The sequence below is a fragment of the Desulfovibrio sp. 6_1_46AFAA genome, from assembly GCF_000224635.1.
Lineage (GTDB): Bacteria > Desulfobacterota > Desulfovibrionia > Desulfovibrionales > Desulfovibrionaceae > Desulfovibrio > Desulfovibrio fairfieldensis.
This window is the reverse complement of record NZ_JH114301.1, coordinates 718,241-739,996: the sequence shown is the minus strand read 5'-3', so window position 1 is coordinate 739,996 and position 21,756 is coordinate 718,241. Positions and strand designations below refer to the sequence as shown.

Here is a 21,756-nt window from a genome sequence, read left to right as displayed (position 1 = left end):
AATCCTGCACTGCCGACAAGTAAATAAAACCGGAGCTTGTCGGCAGATAGGTGATATCTGTCGCAAGTTTTTTACCGGGAACATCGCTTTTGAAGTCACGGCCAAGGAGGTTCGGAAACACAATACTGCCCGATTTGCCAACGTAACGGCGTTTTTTACGGATAACCGATTGAATGCCAAGTTTTTGCATCAAGCGATGAACTCGCTTATGGTTTACGATAAGCCCTTCACGATGCAAAGTTGTCGTTATACGACGATATCCGTAGAAGGGGCGTAATGAGTGAATTGCTTTAATGTACTCCAAGATACCTTCATTGTTGTCTTGCTTGGGTACACTCTTCTTCCATTTATAGTATCCAGACCTGGATAATCCCGAATAAGACAGCAAAATTGACAACGAATGCCGCGTCCGCAATTCATCAATTATTCTGAAATGCTGCCACTTTTGTCTGCTCCCCATTCGTGCCCGAATCTGGAGCGATATAACTTTTTTAAGTAATCACGTTCCGCCTTCACATAGGACAACTCTTCTTCAACAGATGCGAATTGAGTGCGAGGTCTCCCTCTGCGAGAACCCGTTGCCTTGCCGCGTCCATCTTCGAGAGATTCGCCTCGCTGAAATTTGGTTACCCATTCACGGAGTGTTTTCTTGTCTTTCAGGCCAAGCTCATCCGCCAACTGCTGATAGCTTCGCCCTCCTTCAAGGTAGCGCCGTACAGCTTCTTCCTTGAAGGAGGGCAAATAAGTCGTCTTCTTCTTTCCGTTTGCCATGCAAGCCCCCATCAGGGTTCTAAAGTTTGAGCCTAGAGGGGCTTTTTTACTTTGTCTACCTTGATGGGGGCATATCAATAGCGGGGGGTTTCTACATACAAGAAGGGGGCGAAGGTCGTACCCTTCGCCCCCCTGGAAAAAGCGATTTGCACATAAATTTGCACATGCTCAAATCGCAAAACCTGGAAACTTGGCGTCACCAACGGGATTTGAACCCGTCTTAGCGGCTTGAGAGGCCGCCGTCCTAACCGGATAGACGATGGTGACAGCGCGTTTGTAATAGTTGGAACGGGCCGCTTTGTCAAGTGCCCGCGTGAGATATCCGGTCCGCAAAGAAGGCGTTGCCGGAACAGCGGCCCTGATGCTATGTATGCCCTTGGCCCGAACGACGGCACGCAATCCATCTCGCGTGCGCCGCGTCATTGCTTTTCCCGCCAGAGAAGGAAACAACGCCCATGAAAACTGTCCTCCGCCTCCTCCTGCCCGTGTTCTGCCTGATGCTGCTTGCGGCCTGCGGCGGCAAACAGGTACCCACCCGCGAGGGAGATCTGCCCCCCTGGATGGGCACGCTGGCGGATCTGCGTCAATTTCCGCAGGATCTGAACGTCTACGCCAAGGCCGCCGGCCCGGACAAAGCCCTGCTCGACGCCGAGGAACAGGCCGCACAGGACGCGCGCTTCAACCGGATTTTTTTCGGCCCCTGGGACATGGGCAAAACTTCCATGCGCAAACGCGATGTGGCGGCCATTTTCCGTCGGGCGCGCGGCTTCAAACGCGACGACATCCGTTGGTCCCAGACGGAATGGGATCAGATAAGCCGCAACGCCCATCTGCGGACCTTTCCCTCGCGCGCGCAGGCCGCCATTACCGTACGCAATACGGACCTGCGTGAAATGCCCACCCACGAAACCCGCTTTTCCGAGCCCACGCCCGATTCCAGGGCCAATCCCTTTGATTATTTCCAGTATTCCCTGCTGCCGCCGGGCACGCCGCTGCTCATCGCGCATACCAGTCTGGACGGACGCTGGCATTTTGTGGAATGCCCGGTGGCCGGAGGCTGGGTGGACGCCGAGGACGTGGCCCTGGTGGATCAGGAATTCAAAAGCGTCTGGCGCTCGGGCCGTTACGCGGCCCTGCTGCGCGACAAGGTAACCCTGCCCGGCGTCGGCCCCAATGGCGGCGACGGCCAGGCCAATATCGGTACCATGCTGCCCCTGAACAGCGAAAGCGCGGAAGGCGGCCTGCGGGTGCTGGTGCCGCTCAAGGGACCGGACGGCATGGCCCGTAGCGCGGAAGTCGTTCTCGCCAAAGGCGACGCCGTGCCCAAGCCTCTGCCCCTGACCCCCGGCAACGTAGCCGGGGTCGGTAATGTGATGATGGGCCAACGCTACGGCTGGGGCGGCATGTTCGGCGACCGGGACTGCTCCGCCCTGACCCGCGAGCTGTTCACGCCCTTCGGCCTCTGGCTGCCGCGCAACTCCGGGGCGCAGGCGCGCATGGGCGTGGTGCAGCCCTTGGAAGGCCTGAGCGCCAAGGAAAAGGAAGCCCTGATCCTGAACAACGGCGTGCCGTTTTTAAGCCTGGTGGGCATGCGCGGGCATATTACCCTCTATGTGGGCAAGTACAAGGGCCGGGCCGCCATCTTCCACAACGTCTGGGGCGTGCGCACCATTGAGGACGGCAACGACGACGCGCGCTTCATCATCGGCCGGGCTGTGGTCACCTCCATCACGCCCGGCGCGGAGCTGAAAAATCTATACCGGCCCATGACCTTTGCCGACCGGCTGCGCACCCTGTCCACCCTGGCGGGATCACGCCGTGAACCGTATTGAGCTGCTGATCACGGCGGACACGGCCGGACGACGCCTGGACCGCGTCCTGCGGGACGCCGCGCCCGGACTTTCGCGCGCGGCCCTGCAAAAGGCCGTGCTTGCCGGGCGCTGCCTGGTGGACGGCCTGCCCGTGTCCCGGCCTGACGCCAAAACCCGTCCGGGTCAGCGAGTGCTGCTGGAGTTGCCGCCGACGGAAAACGCGCTCAGCCCCGAGGAAGGCCATCTTGAACTGCTCTGGCAGGACGAAAGCCTGGTGGTCTGCAACAAGCCCGCCGGACTCACCGTGCACCCCTGCCCTTCCTGCCCGGAACACACCCTGGTGCAGCGCCTGCTGGGACGCTTTCCGCAACTGGGCAGACTGGAAGGCCTGCGCCCCGGCATTGTCCACCGTCTGGACAAGGATACCAGCGGCCTTTTGCTGGTGGCCCTGACCGAACCCGCGCGCCTGGCGCTGAGCGCGGCTTTTGCCCGGCGCGAGGTGCACAAGGAATATCTGGCCCTGGTCAGCGGCCTGCCGCCGGAACAGGGGGAATGCCGCGAGCCCCTGGGACGCCATCCCACGGCCAAGATCAAAATGGCCGTACTGCCCGAAACGCGCGGCGGCAAGCCCGCGCATACCACCTGGAAGCGGCTCTGGAATACGCCGGATCAACGGGTTTCCTTGCTGGCCGTGCGCATCCATACCGGGCGTACCCATCAGATCCGCGTGCATCTGGCCCATCTGGGCCATCCCCTGCTGGGCGACAAGCTGTATGCGCCCGCGCCGGTGCGCGAGCTGGCCCCACGCCAGATGCTGCACGCCTGGCATCTGGCCTTCAGCCATCCAGACAGCGGAGAGGAAATGCATTTCGCCTGCCCGCCGCCCGACGACCTGCCCCAGGCGGCTCTGGCGGCCTGTCGCCGGATGCGGCGGCTGATCGTCACCGGCAATCCGGGCAGCGGCAAGTCCGCACTCACCCGGCATCTGGCGGCACTGGGCCTGCCCTGCGTCAGCGCCGACGCCCTGGTGGCCGGGCTGTATGCGCCGGGCGGCGAAGTCGCCGCATGGCTGGAACGACGTTCGGGCCGGGACCTGCTGGCGGAGAACGGCGGCGTTGACAAGACGGCCCTGCTGGCGGCCATGCGCGCAAACCCGGCCCTGCACCGCGAAGTGGAAGAACTGGTACACGCCCTGGTGCGCGTCGCCATTAAGGATTTCTGGCAGGCGCAGGAAGCGGCGGGCGCTGCTCTGGCCGTGGCCGAAGTGCCGCTGTATTTTGAATGCGGCTGGCAAGCAGCGTTCAATCCCGCGCCCCTGACCGTGGGCGTGCACTGCCCTCTGCCCCTGCGACTGCAACGGATCATGACCAACAGGGGCTGGAGCGAGGAAAAGACCGCCGCCCTGGAAGCCTGGCAATGGCCGGAAGCCCGCAAGGAGGCGGCCTGTGATCTGCTGGTGGACAACAGCGGTTCGCCGGAGGCGCTGGAAAATGCGGCCAGGGATCTGACCGGCCGTCTGGAGGACCTCCGCCGGGAAGAGGAAGCGGCGCGGCGGCGCGCGTTGGAAGCGCTCTGGCAGTGATGCCCGCTGGTGCGGACGGTGGCTATCTGAAAACTGCCGACGCTTCCAGGGGCTGTTTGCGAGCGAAGATTTTCGTTCCTCGGCAGGAAAGGTGAGTCCCGGGCGGTGGGGTCTGTTCAAAGCCGCCGCGCGGGGCGAGCGACGCAGCCTGCGGACAAAAGAACATGGCGACGGGTTAAGGAGGGCTGACCCTAGGCAAGCGGGTCCGGCAAGGGTTCGCAGCCGCCGGAAAGCTCCATCCTGCCGATTCTGGCCTCAAGGCGAGCCACGCGTTCGCGCAGAGCCGCGATTTCCTCCATCAGACTGTCTTTTCTGGCATAAAGCCGTCGGTTTTCATCCATCAGTTCATCGCGCTGGCGTTCCACGCGGTCGAGTTTTTCCTCCAGCCTGGCACAGCGGAAATCCTCCTGAGCCCAGGCCGCCGGGGCGGCGGCCGCTTCGTGCGGTCCCACCCGCACTTCCCCTCTCCGCATGGGCCCCAGACCGGTCAGAAGCCATTCGATATTCACACCGGAAACCGAGCAGATTTTTAACACGACCTCGCTGTTGGGCAGATTTATGTCCCGTTCATAGAAACCTAGGGCCCCTTTGCTGATCTGCATAGCCTGGGCGAAGGCCCCCTGCGACTGTTTCCCGCGAGCTAGTTTTATGCGCTGCCCAAGTGTAGAATTCATGGGTAAAAGTTCCACTGTTCAAGAGACTATCCTCACAATTCAAGCCAGAATACTATTAATATTCTGAAATGATTGGAGATAATACTTTGAACAGAATTTTAATATTTTACCCACAATTCTAATTGAAAAAAGCAGAATTCTATTCTAAAAAAGAGTTGTGGGCGGTTGAAGTCATAACACATCGCACCTTGGACTTTAGCCGCCTGCCTTTTCAAAATCAACGTCTGGGCCATACTGGAGTTCAATCTTGCCAAAATAACGGCGTTCCGCAGAGGTCTGTTTGCTTATTTCGAAAATGAGTTCCAGGCGGCTGACACGCAACAAGCTTTTCTGCCTGAAGAATTGTCCACTTGACATGGTCCCATCTAGCCACCTATACTACTTATTCCGATGCTAGGAAACGCAGTAAACTCCTTGTGGTGAATGTATGCCGACTACCGCGCAGTTCTCGGGGGAACACTTTTCTAATCCGCTGGCCCTGGCATTGGAAATATCAAGCTCCGCCCTTCTGAACGACCGCAAAGAGCCTTTTCTCAAAACAGCTCTGGCCAGTATCGGCGAATCACTGCACTGCGGCCAAGTTTGTCTTTTTGAGTACGAAAACAAGACTTGGCGGGAGCCGCTCGTCTGGTTCAATCAAGTTTTGGAGAAAGCCCACGGCGCTTCTCCCCCCGCCGACACGGAACTCCTGGCGCCCATTCTCGACATCCTGCTGCACCGCAAAAGTTTCTGCGCCACGGACACCAGCCTGATGCCCGCCGGTCCGAAGCGGGATCTTTTATTGCGGCTCCAGGTCAAATCCCTGCTCTGCCTGCCCATTCTATATGACGGCCAGCTGTTCGGGGGCATCTGCCTTCTGCACCGCGTGGCCCCACGCCAGTGGACGCCGGAGGATGCCGGCATCTGCCATTTGCTGGGCAATATGCTGGCAATTACCCTGACGCATTTCCGCCTTTATGAGCGCCTGCGCCACAAACACGACCAGCTGTGCGACATTCTGGACGCCTTTGTGGACCCGGTCTACATCATTGATATGGAGAGTTACGAGCTGCTCTTCCTGAACAAGAGCGTGGAGGCCAGCTTTCCCAAACCGGAAGGGCCGATGGGCAATATCTGCTACAAGCGCCTGCAAGGGCGCGACAGCCCTTGCCCCTTTTGCACCAACGCCATCATCGCCTCCAGAAACGAACCCTACCAGTGGACCTATGAAAACGAGCTCACCAAGCGGACGTACACGGTGGTGGACAAAGTCATCCACTGGGATACCGGGCATCCCGTGCGCCTGTCCATAAGCACCGACGTCACCGATCTTCTGCGAACGCAGCACGAAAAACAGGCGGCCGTAATCGCTTCCCAGGCCAAAAGCGAATTTCTGGCGCATATGAGCCACGAAATCCGCACGCCCATGAACGGCATCATCGGGCTTACCCATCTGGCCCTGCAAAGCGATCCTTCGCCGGAACACAAAGACTATCTGCACAAGATCCGCTCTTCCGCCACCAGCCTGCTGGCCATCATCAACGACATCCTGGACCTCTCCAAGATCGAGGCCAACAAGATGGTCCTGGAAAACGTCAATTACACCATGGAAGAAGTGCTGGATTTCGTCTATACTTCCATCCGTTTCCCGCTGGACCAGAAAGGGCTGGAATATATCTGCGAAGTGGCCGACGACGTGCCGCTCAAGCTCTGGGGAGACGGCCTGCGCCTCAAACAGGTATTGCTCAATTTGCTGAGCAACGCGGTCAAATTCACTTCCAAAGGCAGCGTACGGCTGCGCATCCGACGGGAAAACAGCGACAGCCAGGATTTGCTCCATTTTATGGTCACGGATACGGGCATGGGCATCAGCCGGGAATACCAGCAGCATCTCTTTGACCCATACACCCAGGCCAATGCCAGCATTGCCCGCCGTTTCGGCGGCACGGGCTTGGGCCTGAGCATCTGCAAGCGCATCGCCGGTCTGATGCGCGGCAATTTATGGTGCGAAAGCGAGCCGGGCAACGGCAGCACCTTTCATCTGAGCATCCCCTGTATCCTTTCGCGAAAGCTTCCGGGTGCCTGCCCGACCGTCCAGAGCTCTCTGCCTCTGCCCGGTGGAGCCCGGATTCTTCTGGTGGAAGACAATGAAATCAACCAGGAGATCGCCCGCGCCATGCTGCATCAGCTGGGTCTGGATTGCGATCTGGCCCAGAACGGCAAAGAAGCCGTAAGCATGGCTCTGGCAAAGGACTATGACCTGCTGCTCATGGACGTGCGCATGCCGATTATGGACGGGCTGACAGCCACCCGGCTGATCCGCGAGAAACTGACCGTCAGGGAAAAATCCTCTACGCTGCCCATTGTCGCCATGACCGCCGCCACCCTGCCCGAGAATATCGACGAGATTCTGGACGCGGGCATGGATGACCATATCTCCAAACCCTTTGACGCGGCCGTGCTGCGCAACAAGCTCGCCTACTGGCTCAAACGCCGCTGAGCTCCGGATTTCCCTCCCATGACCACCGCCAGGATTCCCAAAACCAATGCCGCCCGCCTGCTGGAAGGGCTGGGCATTCAGTTCAGTCTGCACCGCGCCGAGGTGGACGAGGAAGATCTTTCCGCCGTGAGCATGGCCCGCAAGCTGGGCGCCGAACCGGAACGCGTGTTCAAAACCCTGGTGGCCAGGGGGGACAAAAACGGCGTGCTGATGGCCTGCATTCCGGCGGCCGCGGAACTGGACCTCAAGGCCCTGGCAGCGGCTTCGGGCAACAAGCACGCGGAAATGGTGCCGCTCAAGGAAGTCCGCCCGCTCACCGGCTATATCCGGGGCGGCTGCTCCCCGCTGGCCGCCAAAAAGGCCTACCCCGTCCTGATTGACCAAAGCGCCGCGGCACACGAACGCATCTACGTGAGCGCCGGTTTGCGCGGCGTGCAGATCCAGCTTGGGCCCAACGACCTGTTGCGCGCCACGCAAGGCGCCTATGCGCCGCTGACCCGCCCGGCCGACTGAAAAAACAGCCGGACCAGACCCATCCCCAGGCCCAAAGAAACCGGGCCGCCGGGCAGCGGGATTTCCCGACCAAGAACAGGATTGTTACCGGACAGCCCCGCCGCGCGCGAGGCGTGCGGGTGGACGCGCCGGGGCTGTTTTCCCATCGGGAAATTCCGGCCTTCCGCAAGGAGCACAGGCTGTAGGGGAAACCCGCATATAGCCGGGAACGTCCTGGTAAAAGCATGTTTTTTGCGAAGGGGCTGGCCCTAGCCTGACGCGCCCTCCTTCAATGAACGGATGATGCTCTGCAACTGACCGGCAAGCCGGTTCAGCTCCTGCATGCCCTCGTCCGCAGCGGCCATGGCCTGGGCCACATCTCCGACGATATGGCTCACGACCTCTGTATTCTTGTTCACCTCTTCCGAAGAGGCCGACTGCTGCTCGCTGGCCGCGGCTATGGCGTGCACTTGGTCCGCCGTGTTCATGACCATCCGCTCAATGCTTTCCAAGGCCTGACCGGCTTTGCCAGCCAGTTCTCTGGAAATGCCCACTTGCTCCACCGACTGCCGGATAAAGGCGCTGTTGGCCTGCGCCCCATCCTGAATATTTTTGATGGCCGTGCCCACGCTTCTGGTGGCTTCCATGGTCTTTTCCGCCAGGTTGCGCACCTCGTCGGCCACCACCGCGAAGCCGCGCCCGGCGTCTCCGGCCCGCGCCGCTTCAATGGCCGCATTGAGCGCCAGCAGGTTGGTCTGATCGGCAATATCGGTGATAAGATTCATGACCTGGCCGATGTCCGTGGCCTGTTGCAGCAATTGCTCCATGCTCTCGTTGATTTTTTCAGTGAACGCGGCCACCTGATTGATGCTCTGCACCACATCCTGCACTTTTTCCCGGCCGTCCATGGATTCCCGGCGGGCGCTGGCCGCGATTCCCGAGGCATCGGAGGCATTGCGCGCCACCTCGGCCACCGCGCCGTTCATCTGGCGCATGGCGTCCGCCGTTTCCGTGGTGCGCGCCAGCTGGGTGTCCACAGCACCGGCGATGGAACGGGTCTGTTCGCTCAGATGCGAAGAGGTGAAATCCAACGCGTCCACCACGCCCGCCAGTTGCTCCGCAGTCTGCAACACGCCTTCGCGCCGGGCGTTTTCCGCCTCCTTGCGCGCCTGTTCGGCTTCGGCCAGAGCCGCCTCACCCTGCCGCAACGCCGCCTCGGCCTGGGCCGTCTTGCTCTGGGCCGTGCCGATAAGCTCGCGCAACTGATCGACCATGCGCAGCATGTCGGCGTGCAATCCCTTCAGCTCTCCGTGAAAACAGTCCTCACGCGGAATGGCGTCAAAATTTCCGTCAGCCACGCCTTGGGCCGCCGTGCCCAGCCTGCGCAACGGGGAAACAATGCTGCGCGAGATCAGCAGACCCAGCAAGGCCACGACGGCGACCAAGCCCAGACCGGTATACAGCATGCGCCGGACGGCTTTCATGGCATTGTCCAGAAGCTCGGCGCGGTCCACCAGGGCAATGAGATGCCAGCCGCCCTGCGTCACCTGGCTCACGGCCACATAGGTCTTGCCGTCGTAGCTCACCTCGCCGCTGCCCGTGCCCTGGTCAAAGGCCGCCGCCAGGCCGGGTTCGCCCACGTCCCGGATGTTTTTCAGAACACGCTCGGGCCGGGTGGGATTGTACAAAATCAGCCCCGTATCCTCGGTGAGCAGCAGACGCGCGGTTTTGCCCAGTTTGAGGGTATCCAGAAACGCACTCAGGGCATTGAGATTGATGTCGATGCCCACCACGCCCAGCAATGTGCCGTCCCGGCGCACGCTTTTGGCCACCGTGGTGACCAGGTTGCCGTTGTCGGACTGATAGAATTCAGTCAGCACCACGCCGTCGCTTTTTTGGGCCGCCTCATACCAGGGACGCTTGCGCGGATCAAAGCCCGCACTCAGCGTGTCGTCCGGTGCCTGTACGAAACCGCCGCCCCGCGTGCCGTAATAAATCAGCTCAAATTGCGGATAGACCTTGATGAAGGTGCTGAATTCGTCATAAAGCACGCGCTCCGGGCCGCTGAGCCGCGCGCCCTGCGGTTTGACGCTCTCGGTGTTGTCCGCATAGGACGTCACCTGCCCGTCGGCCTCGGCCACGGACGGCAGCTGGGCTAGAATATCCACGATGCCCTTGGAACTGCCGACCATCTGGCTCAGATACTGCCCGGCCAGCCGCAGGCGACCACCAGCGTTGGCGCTGAAGTCCTCCACCGCCGCCTTCCGACTCTGCCAGAAGGCCAGCAGAGCACAGCCGCCAACAGCCACACAAACGGAGACAATGATGGAAATCAGAATCTTATTACGAATAGTCATGTCATCCCTGCCGCTTATGAATAGGTCTAGATAACTTATCGACCTACAGTGAATTTTCCAAAAGGGCAAGGCGGGAAATACCGTGGTATTTTTTCAGGGCATAATCAGCACCGCCCCTTCAAGGGGCGGTTTGATTTGGCCCTATAAGGGCCTGTTACTCGTCCGCCCCCTGAAGGAGGCCAGACCTGACTTCCGCCGCTATTCCTAGCGACCCATAAATGGGTCTTTATGTTCAAACAAACTATGCTGATCGGCTATTTTGTCTCGTATCTCTTGCTCACGAATATACTTCAAAAGAGTGGCTTCATTCACCCCTACCGTGCTGACAAAATAGCCTTTGCATCAGAAATGACGGTTCCCAAACTTATATTTCAAGTTCGAAAACTGCTCGAATATCATTAACGCGCTTTTTCCCTTCAAGTATCCCATGATTTGTGCCACGCTATACTTGGGAGGTATTTTTATGCACATGTGGACGTGATCAATACATGCATGCGCTTCTAATATTTCAATCTTTTTATATTCACACAACCTCCTTAATATCAGGCCAATTTCTTTCTTGTATTTGCCATAAATAATTTTGCGCCTGAATTTCGGTGCAAACACGATATGATATTTGCAATTCCAACACGTGTGCTCTAAACTTTGATCATCCATTGTCGCTCTCCTTTGCTACTACGGAAGTCAGGACAACTTTTTTGTAGCAAAGGAGAGCTTCTTTTTTACAGCTATAGGCTTCGCCTTTTTGGAACTCCCCGCTTAGCGGGGAGTTTTCGATCATAAAAAAAACTTCCGGTCCCGAAGGACCGGAAGTCAGGTATCGTCTATTCAGAAAGGAAGATGCGTTATGCTTCATCGCTCAGGCGGCGGAAGCTTTTTTTGGCGGCTCCGCAGACCGGGCAGCGCCAGTCGTCGGGCAGATCCTCAAACTTGGTTCCGGCGGGAATTTTATGCCGTTTGTCGCCCCGGTCGGGATCATACATATAGCCGCAATTAACCATCTGACAACGCCAGATATCCTTGGGATCAGCCATATGGACTCCGACTTTATTCGGCCTCGGCGCCGTTCACAAAGCCCTTGGACGGCCCGATGTCGGAAGGCGTGCCCGCGATTTTGGCCAGGAAGGTGTCGCCCAGCGTCTTGATATGGTTGGAGGTGTTTTCGTAGTAGTTCAGATGGATCTGCTCTTCGTCGATGATCCGCTCAAACAGGCGGGCGGTCACGTTGTCGCCTTCTTCCTCACAGATCTTGATGAACTGATTATACGCCTCAATGGTGTTGTCCTCGAGGTTTACGTCATCTTCATAGATGACGGGCACAGCCTGGCCGCCTTTCACGCTGCCGTCTTTCTGGGCCGTGGGTTCGCCGCCCAGTTCCTTGATGCGCTCGGCGAAGTCTTCGGCGTGGCGCATTTCGTCAATGGCGATCAGCTTCATGTTGGCGGCCAGTTCGCCGTAGTCCTTGTCGCTGAGGTTGTAATGCTGGTTCATATACTGATGAATGGCGAAGAGCTCCATGCTGCGGGCCTTGTTGAGCACTTCGATGACTTTTTCTTTGCGGGTCTTTTTATTGGCTGCCATGATATTACTCCTTGGCGGGTTGAATATGGAAAACACGTACATGCTAACCTTATTTGTACAAAAGGCAAGTCGCCACATCGGCCGGAAAAAAATTTTTTCCGCCGAGAAAGCGCACCCCGCCCCGGCCGAATCAACTATTGCACATCGTTCTGACGGCCCGCGCACTCGTCGCAGATACCGTCAAACTCAATGCGCGAGCCCACGATGGAAAAAAAGCCCTCCACCTGGATGCCGTCCACCGAGGGCGTGGCCAGGGGCTGCATCACATCGCCGATACGCCCGCAACGCAGGCAGCGCACGTGCTGATGCCAGGAAATGTCCCCGTCAAAACGCTTGGTAGAACCGGCCGCTTCCAGACGGCGAATTTCGCCGCTGTCAGCCAGAAAATCAAGGTTGCGGTACACAGTGCCCAAGCTGATGCGCGGCAGGCGCTCGCGTACAATACTGTAGAGCTCATCGGCAGTGGGATGGCTCTTGGTTTTGCGTAACTCTTCTAAGATCACGGCACGTTGCCGTGTCATTCTGGTCTGGACTTGAGCCATAACAGCCTCCATAATTTAGTAAAAATTACTGTTATCGGAGTGGGCTGTCAAGCCCCGATCCAGTGTCCAATGTAAAAAATCAGACACCCAAAACCCGCAGGATGTTGCGGCGGCGCAGCCGCCGTGCGTCAGCGAACAACGTTCTTTCGCCGACGATCCCGCGAAAAGCGGGAGCATAACCCTGCTCGAAATTTTTGCAATCAGGCATCAGCCATCCGCAAACAACTTTCAGCGCCGCCCGCAAAAAAGAGCCGCGCTCAGGGCCGGTCCACTAGCAGCACGGCCAGATCCATGACATTGGTGCGGGTCGGCCCGGTGATCAGCAGATCGCCGCTCAAGGCCAGGGCCGCGTTGCTGTTGTTTTCGGCCAGCAGGGCGCGGGCGGCCTCACGGCCTCCCATTCGGGCGACGCTGTCGCTGAAGGCAAAGCCTCCGGCCGCGTCCGTGGGGCCGTCCGTGCCGTCCGTACCCGCGAAAAGGGCGCAGACGCGCGGCTGGCCCTCCAGCTCCAGAGCGGCGGCCAGGGCCATTTCCTGATTGCGGCCTCCCCTGCCCCGGCCCTGGATGGTCACCGTGGTTTCTCCGCCCGCCAGCAGACACAGGCCCTTGCCGCCCTGACCCGGAGCTTCCGCGCGGCGCCGGGCTTCGGTAGCCAGTTCCACGGCTTTTTGTCGGGCCTCGCCCGTCAGATGGTCGGTCAACACGCAGGGAGCGTAGCCGCGGGCCTCGGCGGCGCGGGCGGCGGCATCCAGGGCCTGGCGGTTGGTGGCCGCCAGAATGTTCCGCACCCGACCGAACAGGGGATCGCCCGGCTTGGGCGTTTCCGGCGTGCGCCCGGCAAGGCCCGCGCGCAGATAGTCCCGCACCGCCGACGGCAAGCGGGACTCCAGGCCGAAGCGTTCGAGTATTTCGCGGCAATCGTCAAAACTGGAGGCATCCGGCGCGGTGGGGCCTGAGGCGATGACGTCCAGCGGGTCGCCCACCACGTCGGAGACGATGACGCTGAGCACCGTGGCGCGCCCGGCGGCGCGGGCCAACTGCCCGCCGCTGAAGGCCGAAAGATGTTTGCGCACCGCGTTGAGTTCATGGATGGTCGCGCCACAGTCCAGTAGCAACTGAGTGGTCTGTCTGAGATCCGCGAGACTCAGGCCCGGCGCGGGCGCGGGCGTCAGGGCGCTGGCCCCGCCCGTGAGCAGGCAGATCAGCAGATCCCGCTCCGTGGAGGTCCGGGCCATCTCCAGCATGCGGCCGGTGGCCCGCACTCCGGCCTCGTCCGGCACGGGATGCCCGGCTTCGGCCTGGCAAATGCGCTTCAAAGGCAGGCCGTGGTCATACTTGACCACCACAAAGCCCTGGTCCAGACGCTCGCCCAGCATGTCTTCCAGAGCTTGAGCCATGGGCGCGACGCCCTTTCCGGCACCCAGTACCCGCACCCGGCGGTCCGCCAGGTTCCAGCGGCGGCCGTCGGCCACAAGCTCGCCCCTGCCCGCGCCGTCGAGGCGCACATGGCGTAGCAGCGCGGCATCCGGAGCCACAGCCTCCAGGGCCGCGTCAAAGACATGCCGCAAGATTTCACGCTGTCCTTCCATGCCCTTCCCGTCTGGACAAAACGCCAGAGAATGTAACACGTGAAATGCCCGTTTACAGCGAGCAAGGCCCGCCTGCCCACATTTCGCGGCAAGGATTTGCAGGCAAATCCTTGTAGAGCAGTCGACGCATTGCATGCGTGAACTGCTCCCAAAAACGCGTCACGCCCGTGCGTAAAACCCCGGACCGGCGTAACCGGCATATGAATGGATGCGGTATACTTTAAGAAAGGTTTTCACAAGCGTCAAGACGACGCCGGGCGCGTCGGCTGTGGCGCTCGGTTGTCAGCGCCCGAAGGTGCATTTGGGGAAATCGCAGCTTTTGCACTCCAGACAAAGACCGCCGTGCCCCAACAGGGCCAGGTCGGCCCGGCTCATGGGCACATTGGCCAGCAGGCGCGGCAGCATCAGATCCAGGGCCGTGGTCTTATAGAACAGCGCGCAGGCGGGCACGCCCAGCACCTGGGCTCCGCCGATGCGGCCCAACAGGGTCATGGTACCGGGCAGCACGGGCAGGCCGAAGCTCAGGTCCGTCAGCCCGGCGTCCAGCAGGGCCTTGCGTGTCACGTCGTCCGGGTCCACGGACAGACCGGCGGTGGTGATGATCAGATCCGCGCCCAGATCCAGCAGTTGCGTGAGAGCCGCGCCGATGGCCGGAGCGTCGTCCGGAGCCACACGCTCGCCCACCACGGTGCAGCCCAGGTTTTCGGCCTTCTGGCGGATAATGGGGGCAAAGCGGTCCTGGATCAGGCCCTGAAAAACCTCAGTGCCCGTGACCAGAGTGCCCACCCTGGCCTTGCGCATGGGACGCACCCGGAACAGCGGGCCGCCGTCCAGCAGGCTCAGGGCCTTGAGAAAGACCGGCCGCGCCAGCAACAGCGGAATGGCCCGGCTGCCCGCCAGACGCGCGCCCTTGCGCACCACGCTCATGCCGTGGCGCGTGGCGCACATCACGTCCGGCAGCATGTTGAAGGCCGCGAGCCGCTCCCGGTCCACCTCGAACAGGCCGTCCCGCTCGGCGCGGAAATTGATTTTGCCCTCACTGGGCTCGCCCTGGGGCGCGACGCCCTCGCCGGGCATGAGCTCGGCAAAAGCCCTGACCGCCGCGTCCTCGTGCACGAAGTCCGGATTGTCCCCGGCGGCCTCCTCGGTATAGACCCGGAAGCGCCCCATCTGCTGCAAGCGGCAGATGTCGCCCACATCGATGTTCTGCCCGGCCTTGAAGACCGCGCCCTTGGACTGTTGCGGCACAATTTTGGTCATGTCGTGCAGAACGTGCTGGCCAACGGCCTGCTCCACGGGCACCGCCGTGAGCCGGGGCTCCTGGAAGGCCAGACCGGGGCCCTGCTCATAGGGGCTGTCGCCCTGGCAGGAGCGGCAGATCCGGCCGAAAGCCGCCGGATACCACTCACCGCAGAGCGGACAGCGCACAATGGCGCCCTTGCCCTTGCGCCGCAGCAATTCCGGTCTGATCTGAATTTTGCTCAGACTGAGCATGTCCATGGCCGCTTCGGCCATTTCCGCGCGCAGCAGCTCCGGCTCCTGCTCGGATTTGGGCTTTTCCTTCAGCAGCCAGATGCGGGTGTGCGGCCAGCGGCCCAGCTTGTCCACATCCAGACGCACCCGCACGCCCTCGCCCGTGTACTTGTCGTAGAGCGAAAGCGCGTAAATGCCGAAATTGCAGATGCGCAGCCAGCCGTTGCCCACGGTACAGGGCGTGAGCATCTGCACGGCGTCGGGCAGGCATTGCACGGTTTCGGAAACGGCGTCGAAAAGAATGCCCTCGGGCAGGGCGCGGCGGGCTTTTTCCACCATATAGCCGCCGATGATCACGCCCGGAGCCGCGTGGCCGTGAAACTTCAGCACTTGCGCAATAAAATCTTCATGCGACCACTGGCCGATACTCATAGTTTATTCCTTGTATGTTCCTTTCCAGGCAAAGAGAGATGCCGACAACGCGCACCGTCGGCTGAAAAAATCCGTTACCCGCCGTTCCCGCCGCCGTCTTTCGACCCGCGCCGGGACGCGGCGCGCAGGCTCCAGCGCAATGCGCCGCCGCGCGCGGCGCAGGCCTTGAGGCAGTCGCCGCACATCACGCAATCCCGCCGGGGCGGTCCGGCCGCCCGGCGCGGATTGAGCGCCAGAGAACAGGCCGCGCGGCAGGGCGTCTCGCCCTTGCAGGTGCAGGCCGAAGCCCGCCAGATCACGCGCAGTCCCGGCGCGCCTTGCGACAGACAACGCGCGGCCAGACCCAGCAGCACGGACTGGGGGCAGACATAGCGGCACCAGAACCGTCTGCCGCCGAGCGCCTCCAGCGCAAGCGCCGCCACGGGCAGGGCCAGGGCGGAAAGCAGAATCAGCCCGGCCGCCCTGCCCGCTTCCTGCCGGGCAAGCAGGGGAACCAGCGAAAGCTCGCCGGGCATGGACAGCAGGCTCAGCAGGGGAAAACCCAGCACCGCCGCGCCCACAAGGCCCAGCAGCACAATGCCCGCCCTGCCCCTGAAGGCCGCATCCCGTCTGTCCCGCTGCCGGGAATCAGACTCTTCATGCCCGCCGGGCACGCCCGCCGCGCGCTGCCGCAGACTGGACACCAGTTCGGAGAAAAAGCCGTAGGGGCAGATCCAGCTGCAAAATACCCGGCCCAGCAAAAGCGCCAGGCCCAAGGACAACACGGCCCCCAGCAACAGGCGGGGCGCGGGCGCGAAACCGCCCACGGCCACCTGCAGGGCCGCCACGGGATCGGCAAAGGGCAGGCCTCCGAGATCAAGGGCGAAAAGGCTGCCGCTGATCAGGGTGAATTGGTGCGCGCCCGGAGCGTTGAGCCAGGGGAGCAGGCAGAATACTAACGCGGTCAGCGTTTGCGCGCAACGCCGTATGCCGACATAGATTGCCGGGGAAGAGGTCATGCGCCGCCTCCGGGAACCTTGAGCGTCGGCGCGGCCGTGGGCGGCACGCCCGGCGCGGATGCGGGCAGCACTTCCACGGCCTTGACCGGGCAGACATATTCACAGACGCCGCAGCCCACGCAGGCCGTGGTTACGGCCGGAGTAATGCCCCCGGACAGGACCACGGCCTTGCCGCGCAGGGGGCAGCGGTCATAGCAGGTCATGCAGATGGTGCCGTCCGTGTAATTATGGCAGCGGTCCCGGAGAATATAGGCCCGCCCCATGCCCGCGCGGTGCATGTCCGTGATCGAGGGGTCCAGCGCGCCCGAAGGGCAGGCCGGCGGGCATTTCATGCACAGCCGGCACGGCGCGCGACGCGGCGTCACGCGCGGGGTGCGCCGTTCACGCCCGAAGCCGCCCATCAGTTCAAGACACTGGTGCGGGCAGACTTCGACGCACTGGCCGCAGCGCACGCACAGCCGTGTGAAATCCTTTTCCGCCGCCGCGCCCGGCGGGCGCAGCGGCGAGCGGAACAGACTCACGAAGGCTCTCCCTCCGGCACGCTCACGCAGCGCCGGTGCCCGCGCGCGCGGTGCGGCGGACAGGCCATATGGCCCTGCCCGTCCAGGTCTTCCTCATAGTTCACATAGGCCACGTCCAGTTGCCGCACATGGTCGAGGCCGTTCAGGCTTTCCAGGTCAGCCTGCAGGCGCCGGGACGGGCTTTCCAGCACCGCCGCCAGCCTGGAATCGTCCTCCAGCTCCTGAACGTCCACAATGCCGGGAAAGGCCCGCAAGGCCTCGCGTGTTTCCGACAGACGCCCTTCCGTCACGCTGAGCACTATACCCGCGATAGCCATCGAATACCTCCTGGAGCAGATTAACTTTGAAATTTTACAAAGTTCAAAGTCGGCATTCCGGCGAAAAAAGCGGTTATCATTGCTGTCGATCCCCATATGGCTCCGTTGTCGCCAACGGGGACAGCCTCGGGTGCCTTCGGTCGCTTCGCCGGAATCCACGCCTTGTCGCGGCGCGCCGCACCGTGTACGGCGTTAGAGCAATTTCACTATGAAATTGCTCCGGGAATAGTTGCCCTCAGGCTTTGCGAATCCGCGCCGCGCAGATCTTGTACTCCGGTTCCTGTGAAGCCGGATCAAAGGCGTCCAGGAAGAACTTGTTGACCAGCTTCTTGGGATCAAAGAACGGCACGGCGATCAGGCCGGGACGGCAGACGTCGCTGACTCTGGCCGGCAGTTCCATGGCGGCGCGCCTGGTTTCCACGATGACCGTGTCGTCCTGCCTGATGCCCGCCTTTTCCGCGTCCTGGGGATTGATTTCCACATAGGCCGCCGGATTGGCTTTCTGCAGTTCCGGCACCTTGCCGGTCATGGTGGCGGTGTGCCAGTGGTCGATGACCCGCATGGAGGTCAGGTAGAGCGGGTATTCCGCATCCGGCTCCTCGGCCGCGCCCTTGTAGGGCCGCATCCAGATCACGGCCTTGCCGTCCGGTTTACCGTAGAAGAAGAAACGGTCGGGATGGTCGGCGGGCACATTGGGGTCCTGACCGCGCACGTAGCGCAGATTGGTGCCCGGATGGTCTTCGCCGGGGCAGGGCCATATCAGGCCCGATTCCTTGCGCAGACGGTCGCGGGTCATGCCCGAGAAGTCATAGGTGGTGCCCTTGGAAACCATGCGCCATTCGTTCCAGACGTCCTCGGCGTTCCTGAAGTTGACCAGCTTGGGGTCCACGCCCGCGCGTTTGGCGAATTCCACCAGGGTGTTCACGGTCGGACGGCACTGGGCCGGCGGCTCCACGGCCTTTTCGGTCAGGGCGTAGCGTCGTTCGCCGCAGCCGTAGACGCCGTCGCGCTCGCACCAGAAGGCCGGGGCCAGAACCAGGTCCGCGAATTGCAGGGTCACGGCGTCCGGGAAGGCCTCGATGCAGACAATGAAGGATTCCGGATTGGACATGGCCTTGTGGAACTTGTTCAGGTTCGGCAGGGTCTGGGCCGGATTGGTCTCACAGATGAGCATGCACTTCACGTCGCCCCTGCCCAAGGCTTCGAACAGGGCCACGGTGTGGTAGCCGGGCTTGGGCGCGATGCGCCCTTCCGGCAGGCCCCAGAGCTGTTCCATTTCGGCCCGGTGCTTGGGATTGGCCACCATTCGCCCGGCGGGTAGCAGATGGGACAATGCGCCGCCGTCGCGCACGCCGCCGCAGGCATTGGGCTGTCCCGTGAGCGAGAAAGGCGTGGCGCCGGGGCGGCAGATCTGGCCCGTGAGCAGATGCAGATTGTGGATCAGGTTGTTGGCGAAAACCCCCTGCACCCGCTGGTTGATGCCCATGCACCAGAGGCTCATGGTCGCCGGGGATTCGGCAAAGGCGCGGGCCGCCGCGTAGATCTGCTCCACCGGGATGCGGCAGATTTCCGCGGCCTTTTCCGGCCGGAAGTTCTCCAGGAAGGCCTTGTAGCCCTCAAAATCCGAGGGTTTGCCGTCCACGCCCATGAAGTTGACGTAGCGCTGCCAGAAGCGGGGATTGTCCAGCTCCTCATTGATGATCACCCAGGCCATGCTGTGCATGAGCGCCAGGTCCGTTCCCGGCCGAAAGGCAATGTGCAGGTCCGCGATACGCGAGGTATTGGTGCGGCGCGGGTCGGCCACGATGATTTTGACCCCCGGCTCCATCTGCTTGCGGCGGGCAATGCGCCGGAAGAGCACGGGATGGGCTTCCGAGGTGTTGGAACCGATGATGAAGAAACAGGAGGCATGGTCGATGTCGGCATAGGTGCCCATGGGCTCGTCCTTGCCGAAACTGGTCAGATAGCCACCCACGGCCGAGGCCATGCACAGGCGCGGGTTGCCGTCCACATTGTTGGTGCCGAAGCCGCCCTTGAAAATCTTGTTGGCCACATAGGTTTCTTCGGTCAGACACTGGCCCGATCCGTACCAGGCCACGGAATTGGGGCCGTAAGTGTCGATGCTGGCGCGGAACTTCTTGGCCATCAGATCCAGGGCCTCGTCCCAGCTGACGGGCTCCAGCTTGCCGCCTTTCTGGCGGCGCAGCATGGGCTGGGTCACGCGCTCCCTGGAATTGAGCACCGGAATAAGCATGGAGCCCTTGAGGCAGAGCAATCCGGCGTTGTGGTTGTTGGGATCGCCCTGGATGGCGACGGCTTTGCCGTTTTTGACGCCGACCATGACGCCGCAGCCCGTGCCGCAATAGCGGCAGACGCCCTTGACCCATTTATCCGGCCGGTTGTCGTCCGCAGCCTGGGCCAGGCCCGCGAGACCCGTGCCCGAAGCCGCGGCCACGGCGGCAGACATGGCAAAACAGCGTAAAAATTCACGACGGGAAGCATTCATATGTTCAACCTCGTTGTTGCTGGCGTGTCCGGTATGCCGATCCTTATATGGTCCGCAGGCATTACAAATCCGTCTTGGCGCTGGGCAGGCGGTACTGGTAGGCGCCGCCGTGCATGGCGCTCTGGTGGTGCGGGTGACAGGTGCTGCAATCATTGCGCTTGCCGAATTTGGCTTCCATGCGTCCGATGGACAGGGAATGGCAGCGGGCGCAGACTTCCACGCCGGGCACGCGGGTAAACGGCAGCGAGCCCTTGCCGTCGGGCATGCCGTGGCAGGTCTGACAGCGCACCAGGGTGACGCCGTGCTTGCTCTCATACCATTCCTGGGCCACGCGCGGGGTGGCCTTGGCATGGCAGGCGTAACAGTCGCCCGCCATCTGCGGCGCATCCAGATGCTTGGCCGCCTCGCAGCGCACAGCGGGGAAAGCCCAGGCCATGTACAGAAAATAGCCGCCCACCAGCACAATCACTGCGAGCAGGGAAAAGAGCAGTATTTTACAGTAGTTCATGACCGGCTCTCCTTGAGTTTCTGTGCAAACTTCTGGTTATGGGGAATGCGCTCGTCAAAAACGGGCAGATGGGCGAGATTCTGATGGCAGCCCACGCAGCCGCTACGCGCCCGGCCGTTTTTGCCCAGGTAATTGTCGTGAGCCAGCTGACCTTCCTTGGAAACAGGGCCGTCGTTCTTGGCGTTTTTGCTCAGATCCTGATGACAGGAGCGGCAATTGGCGTCGTCCGTAAAGCGCCGGGCCACGGGCTGCATTCCGGCCCGGTCCAGATCCTCGCCGCCGTCCAGATTGTGCACCCAGAGGTCCTTGAGTCCCAGCCAGGCCTTGGCGCCCAGCATGCGCGCCAGATTGCCCGAGGGGATGTGGCACTGCGAACAGGAAATGTCTTTGCCCTGGGCGTCCTTGGCGTGGGACGAGAGCTTGAGCTCATCCTGGTAAACGCGCATCTCGTGACATGACAGGCAGAATTCCGTGCCGGAAGTGTAGGCCACCCCCGCGCCCGCCAGAACAACGCACGCCGCAAGGATTATGCCGCCCACAATCCAGACGCGTTTTCGAGGATACGGCATGGGCTTTTCTCCATGGCTGATGGTGCGGCCGCCTGTGCGGCCGGAAAAAAACGCTCTCTCAACCCGGATGCGCCGCAGACCGCCGATTTGCGTCTTTGCCCCAAAGACATCCGTCCGGTCCGTTGCGCCCATGCCGCGCGCCTCCCCACAGAGTCACGCGGCCAAGGCTGAGAACTTCTTCCAATGAAACGGGATTGCTGGGAATTCAAAAGCAATCGTCATGCCAAAAACACGCTTTTAAAAATAATTGTGATTTCAACAGATAAGAGAAAAAGCTCACAAGCGGAAAAAGAGAGTATTCAGAAAAATCTGACAACCGTCATAATATCATGACAGGATGGGAGAAAAACCGGAATCCTTGCTGGGCTGAAGAGCGCGAATTCTGCAGTTCTCAATAGTTAAAAATACCACTCTCTCCTTGAAGGCGTGACAATTTCTCCTCAATCGGTTAAGAAAAAGACATTCGTACCATCCTCCCCCAAAAGTGACTAAGGAAACTACCATGGCAGAGAGAGAGAGAGAGAGAGAGAGAGAGAGAGAGAGAGAGAGAGAGT

Annotated in this window: 20 protein-coding genes, 1 tRNA gene and 1 pseudogene; 4 read left to right on the top strand and 18 right to left on the bottom strand. The window is 61.1% G+C overall.

All coding sequences use genetic code 11. The annotated features are described in order from the left end of the window. The 3 genes from HMPREF1022_RS17215 to HMPREF1022_RS06590 all read right to left on the bottom strand — a co-directional run. The coding region (locus tag HMPREF1022_RS17215; protein ID WP_198005327.1) for an IS3 family transposase at positions 1–304 on the bottom strand (304 nt) is incomplete at its 3' end. A gap of 119 nt (positions 305–423) precedes the next feature. After that, positions 424–771: a transposase gene (locus tag HMPREF1022_RS17210; protein WP_083823255.1), complete on the bottom strand. Its 348-nt coding sequence runs from the start codon at positions 769–771 to the stop codon at positions 424–426. 191 nt (positions 772–962) lie between these two features. After that, positions 963–1,038: transfer RNA gene (locus tag HMPREF1022_RS06590), tRNA-Glu, on the bottom strand. Positions 1,039–1,226: 188 nt separating this feature from the next. Between HMPREF1022_RS06590 and HMPREF1022_RS06585 the strand changes: the two genes are divergently transcribed. After that, positions 1,227–2,603: an NlpC/P60 family N-terminal domain-containing protein gene (locus HMPREF1022_RS06585; protein WP_009302422.1), complete on the top strand. Its 1,377-nt coding sequence runs from the start codon at positions 1,227–1,229 to the stop codon at positions 2,601–2,603. After that, complete coding sequence (locus HMPREF1022_RS06580) at positions 2,590–4,164, top strand: dephospho-CoA kinase (protein ID WP_009302421.1); 1,575 nt, start codon at positions 2,590–2,592, stop codon at positions 4,162–4,164. The genes HMPREF1022_RS06585 and HMPREF1022_RS06580 overlap by 14 nt, the downstream gene beginning before the upstream one ends. Before the next feature lie 191 nt (positions 4,165–4,355). Here the strand turns inward: HMPREF1022_RS06580 and HMPREF1022_RS06575 are convergent, their stop codons facing one another. Continuing rightward, the gene (locus tag HMPREF1022_RS06575; protein ID WP_009302420.1) at positions 4,356–4,838 is read right to left on the bottom strand and encodes a helix-turn-helix domain-containing protein; all 483 of its coding nucleotides are present in this window, start codon (positions 4,836–4,838) and stop codon (positions 4,356–4,358) included. Positions 4,839–5,265: 427 nt separating this feature from the next. Between HMPREF1022_RS06575 and HMPREF1022_RS06570 the strand changes: the two genes are divergently transcribed. After that, positions 5,266–7,317, top strand: coding sequence for an ATP-binding protein (locus tag HMPREF1022_RS06570; RefSeq protein ID WP_008683738.1), 2,052 nt, complete (start codon positions 5,266–5,268; stop codon positions 7,315–7,317). 18 nt (positions 7,318–7,335) lie between these two features. Then, the gene (gene ybaK, locus HMPREF1022_RS06565) at positions 7,336–7,830 is read left to right on the top strand and encodes a Cys-tRNA(Pro) deacylase (RefSeq protein WP_008683737.1); all 495 of its coding nucleotides are present in this window, start codon (positions 7,336–7,338) and stop codon (positions 7,828–7,830) included. A gap of 248 nt (positions 7,831–8,078) precedes the next feature. Here the strand turns inward: ybaK and HMPREF1022_RS06560 are convergent, their stop codons facing one another. From HMPREF1022_RS06560 to HMPREF1022_RS06500, 14 genes and pseudogenes are all read right to left on the bottom strand, one after another. After that, a complete protein-coding gene (locus tag HMPREF1022_RS06560) occupies positions 8,079–10,166 on the bottom strand; it encodes a methyl-accepting chemotaxis protein (RefSeq protein WP_009302419.1) in 2,088 nt (695 codons plus the stop codon). Between the two features lie 204 nt (positions 10,167–10,370). After that, a pseudogene (gene tnpA, locus HMPREF1022_RS06555) lies at positions 10,371–10,823 on the bottom strand (IS200/IS605 family transposase). A gap of 188 nt (positions 10,824–11,011) precedes the next feature. Further along, a complete protein-coding gene (locus tag HMPREF1022_RS06550) occupies positions 11,012–11,200 on the bottom strand; it encodes a rubredoxin (protein ID WP_009302416.1) in 189 nt (62 codons plus the stop codon). A gap of 13 nt (positions 11,201–11,213) precedes the next feature. Further along, a complete protein-coding gene (locus HMPREF1022_RS06545; protein WP_009302415.1) occupies positions 11,214–11,747 on the bottom strand; it encodes a bacterioferritin in 534 nt (177 codons plus the stop codon). Positions 11,748–11,881: 134 nt separating this feature from the next. Then, complete coding sequence (locus HMPREF1022_RS06540) at positions 11,882–12,289, bottom strand: Fur family transcriptional regulator (protein ID WP_009302414.1); 408 nt, start codon at positions 12,287–12,289, stop codon at positions 11,882–11,884. A gap of 79 nt (positions 12,290–12,368) precedes the next feature. Continuing rightward, positions 12,369–12,497: a hypothetical protein gene (locus HMPREF1022_RS19070; protein WP_269544147.1), complete on the bottom strand. Its 129-nt coding sequence runs from the start codon at positions 12,495–12,497 to the stop codon at positions 12,369–12,371. A 49-nt stretch (positions 12,498–12,546) separates the two neighbouring features. Continuing rightward, entirely contained in the window at positions 12,547–13,878 is a 1,332-nt protein-coding gene (locus HMPREF1022_RS06535; protein WP_009302413.1) for a glycerate kinase type-2 family protein, read from the bottom strand. A gap of 282 nt (positions 13,879–14,160) precedes the next feature. Then, a complete protein-coding gene (locus HMPREF1022_RS06530; RefSeq protein ID WP_008684414.1) occupies positions 14,161–15,783 on the bottom strand; it encodes an FmdE family protein in 1,623 nt (540 codons plus the stop codon). A gap of 74 nt (positions 15,784–15,857) precedes the next feature. Further along, positions 15,858–16,781 (bottom strand): 4Fe-4S binding protein, encoded by a 924-nt coding sequence (locus HMPREF1022_RS06525; RefSeq protein WP_009302412.1) that lies wholly within the window; start codon positions 16,779–16,781, stop codon positions 15,858–15,860. Beyond that, a complete protein-coding gene (locus tag HMPREF1022_RS06520) occupies positions 16,778–17,302 on the bottom strand; it encodes a 4Fe-4S dicluster domain-containing protein (protein WP_009302411.1) in 525 nt (174 codons plus the stop codon). The genes HMPREF1022_RS06525 and HMPREF1022_RS06520 overlap by 4 nt, the downstream gene beginning before the upstream one ends. Next, positions 17,299–17,619 (bottom strand): chaperone NapD, encoded by a 321-nt coding sequence (locus HMPREF1022_RS06515; RefSeq protein ID WP_008684417.1) that lies wholly within the window; start codon positions 17,617–17,619, stop codon positions 17,299–17,301. Before HMPREF1022_RS06515 ends, HMPREF1022_RS06520 begins: the two co-directional genes overlap by 4 nt. Before the next feature lie 235 nt (positions 17,620–17,854). Continuing rightward, complete coding sequence (locus HMPREF1022_RS06510; protein ID WP_009302410.1) at positions 17,855–20,125, bottom strand: nitrate reductase; 2,271 nt, start codon at positions 20,123–20,125, stop codon at positions 17,855–17,857. A gap of 61 nt (positions 20,126–20,186) precedes the next feature. Beyond that, positions 20,187–20,633: a hypothetical protein gene (locus tag HMPREF1022_RS06505; RefSeq protein WP_009302409.1), complete on the bottom strand. Its 447-nt coding sequence runs from the start codon at positions 20,631–20,633 to the stop codon at positions 20,187–20,189. After that, entirely contained in the window at positions 20,630–21,202 is a 573-nt protein-coding gene (locus HMPREF1022_RS06500) for a cytochrome c3 family protein (RefSeq protein ID WP_035060951.1), read from the bottom strand. The genes HMPREF1022_RS06505 and HMPREF1022_RS06500 overlap by 4 nt, the downstream gene beginning before the upstream one ends. Positions 21,203–21,756 lie beyond the last annotated feature (554 nt).

Bases quoted from the DNA above. Each gene is read 5' to 3' on its own strand.
- HMPREF1022_RS19070 (WP_269544147.1), bottom strand. From the start codon at position 12,497: ATGCCTGATTGCAAAAATTTCGAGCAGGGTTATGCTCCCGCTTTTCGC.
- HMPREF1022_RS06585 (WP_009302422.1), top strand. From the start codon at position 1,227: ATGAAAACTGTCCTCCGCCTCCTCCTGCCCGTGTTCTGCCTGATGCTG.
- HMPREF1022_RS06560 (WP_009302419.1), bottom strand. From the start codon at position 10,166: ATGACTATTCGTAATAAGATTCTGATTTCCATCATTGTCTCCGTTTGT.
- HMPREF1022_RS17210 (WP_083823255.1), bottom strand. From the start codon at position 771: ATGGCAAACGGAAAGAAGAAGACGACTTATTTGCCCTCCTTCAAGGAA.
- HMPREF1022_RS06575 (WP_009302420.1), bottom strand. From the start codon at position 4,838: ATGAATTCTACACTTGGGCAGCGCATAAAACTAGCTCGCGGGAAACAG.
- HMPREF1022_RS06515 (WP_008684417.1), bottom strand. From the start codon at position 17,619: ATGGCTATCGCGGGTATAGTGCTCAGCGTGACGGAAGGGCGTCTGTCG.
- HMPREF1022_RS06570 (WP_008683738.1), top strand. From the start codon at position 5,266: ATGCCGACTACCGCGCAGTTCTCGGGGGAACACTTTTCTAATCCGCTG.
- HMPREF1022_RS06510 (WP_009302410.1), bottom strand. From the start codon at position 20,125: ATGAATGCTTCCCGTCGTGAATTTTTACGCTGTTTTGCCATGTCTGCC.
- HMPREF1022_RS06505 (WP_009302409.1), bottom strand. From the start codon at position 20,633: ATGAACTACTGTAAAATACTGCTCTTTTCCCTGCTCGCAGTGATTGTG.
- HMPREF1022_RS06550 (WP_009302416.1), bottom strand. From the start codon at position 11,200: ATGGCTGATCCCAAGGATATCTGGCGTTGTCAGATGGTTAATTGCGGC.
- HMPREF1022_RS06540 (WP_009302414.1), bottom strand. From the start codon at position 12,289: ATGGCTCAAGTCCAGACCAGAATGACACGGCAACGTGCCGTGATCTTA.
- HMPREF1022_RS06525 (WP_009302412.1), bottom strand. From the start codon at position 16,781: ATGACCTCTTCCCCGGCAATCTATGTCGGCATACGGCGTTGCGCGCAA.
- HMPREF1022_RS06545 (WP_009302415.1), bottom strand. From the start codon at position 11,747: ATGGCAGCCAATAAAAAGACCCGCAAAGAAAAAGTCATCGAAGTGCTC.
- HMPREF1022_RS06530 (WP_008684414.1), bottom strand. From the start codon at position 15,783: ATGAGTATCGGCCAGTGGTCGCATGAAGATTTTATTGCGCAAGTGCTG.
- ybaK (WP_008683737.1), top strand. From the start codon at position 7,336: ATGACCACCGCCAGGATTCCCAAAACCAATGCCGCCCGCCTGCTGGAA.
- HMPREF1022_RS06535 (WP_009302413.1), bottom strand. From the start codon at position 13,878: ATGGAAGGACAGCGTGAAATCTTGCGGCATGTCTTTGACGCGGCCCTG.
- HMPREF1022_RS06500 (WP_035060951.1), bottom strand. From the start codon at position 21,202: ATGCCGTATCCTCGAAAACGCGTCTGGATTGTGGGCGGCATAATCCTT.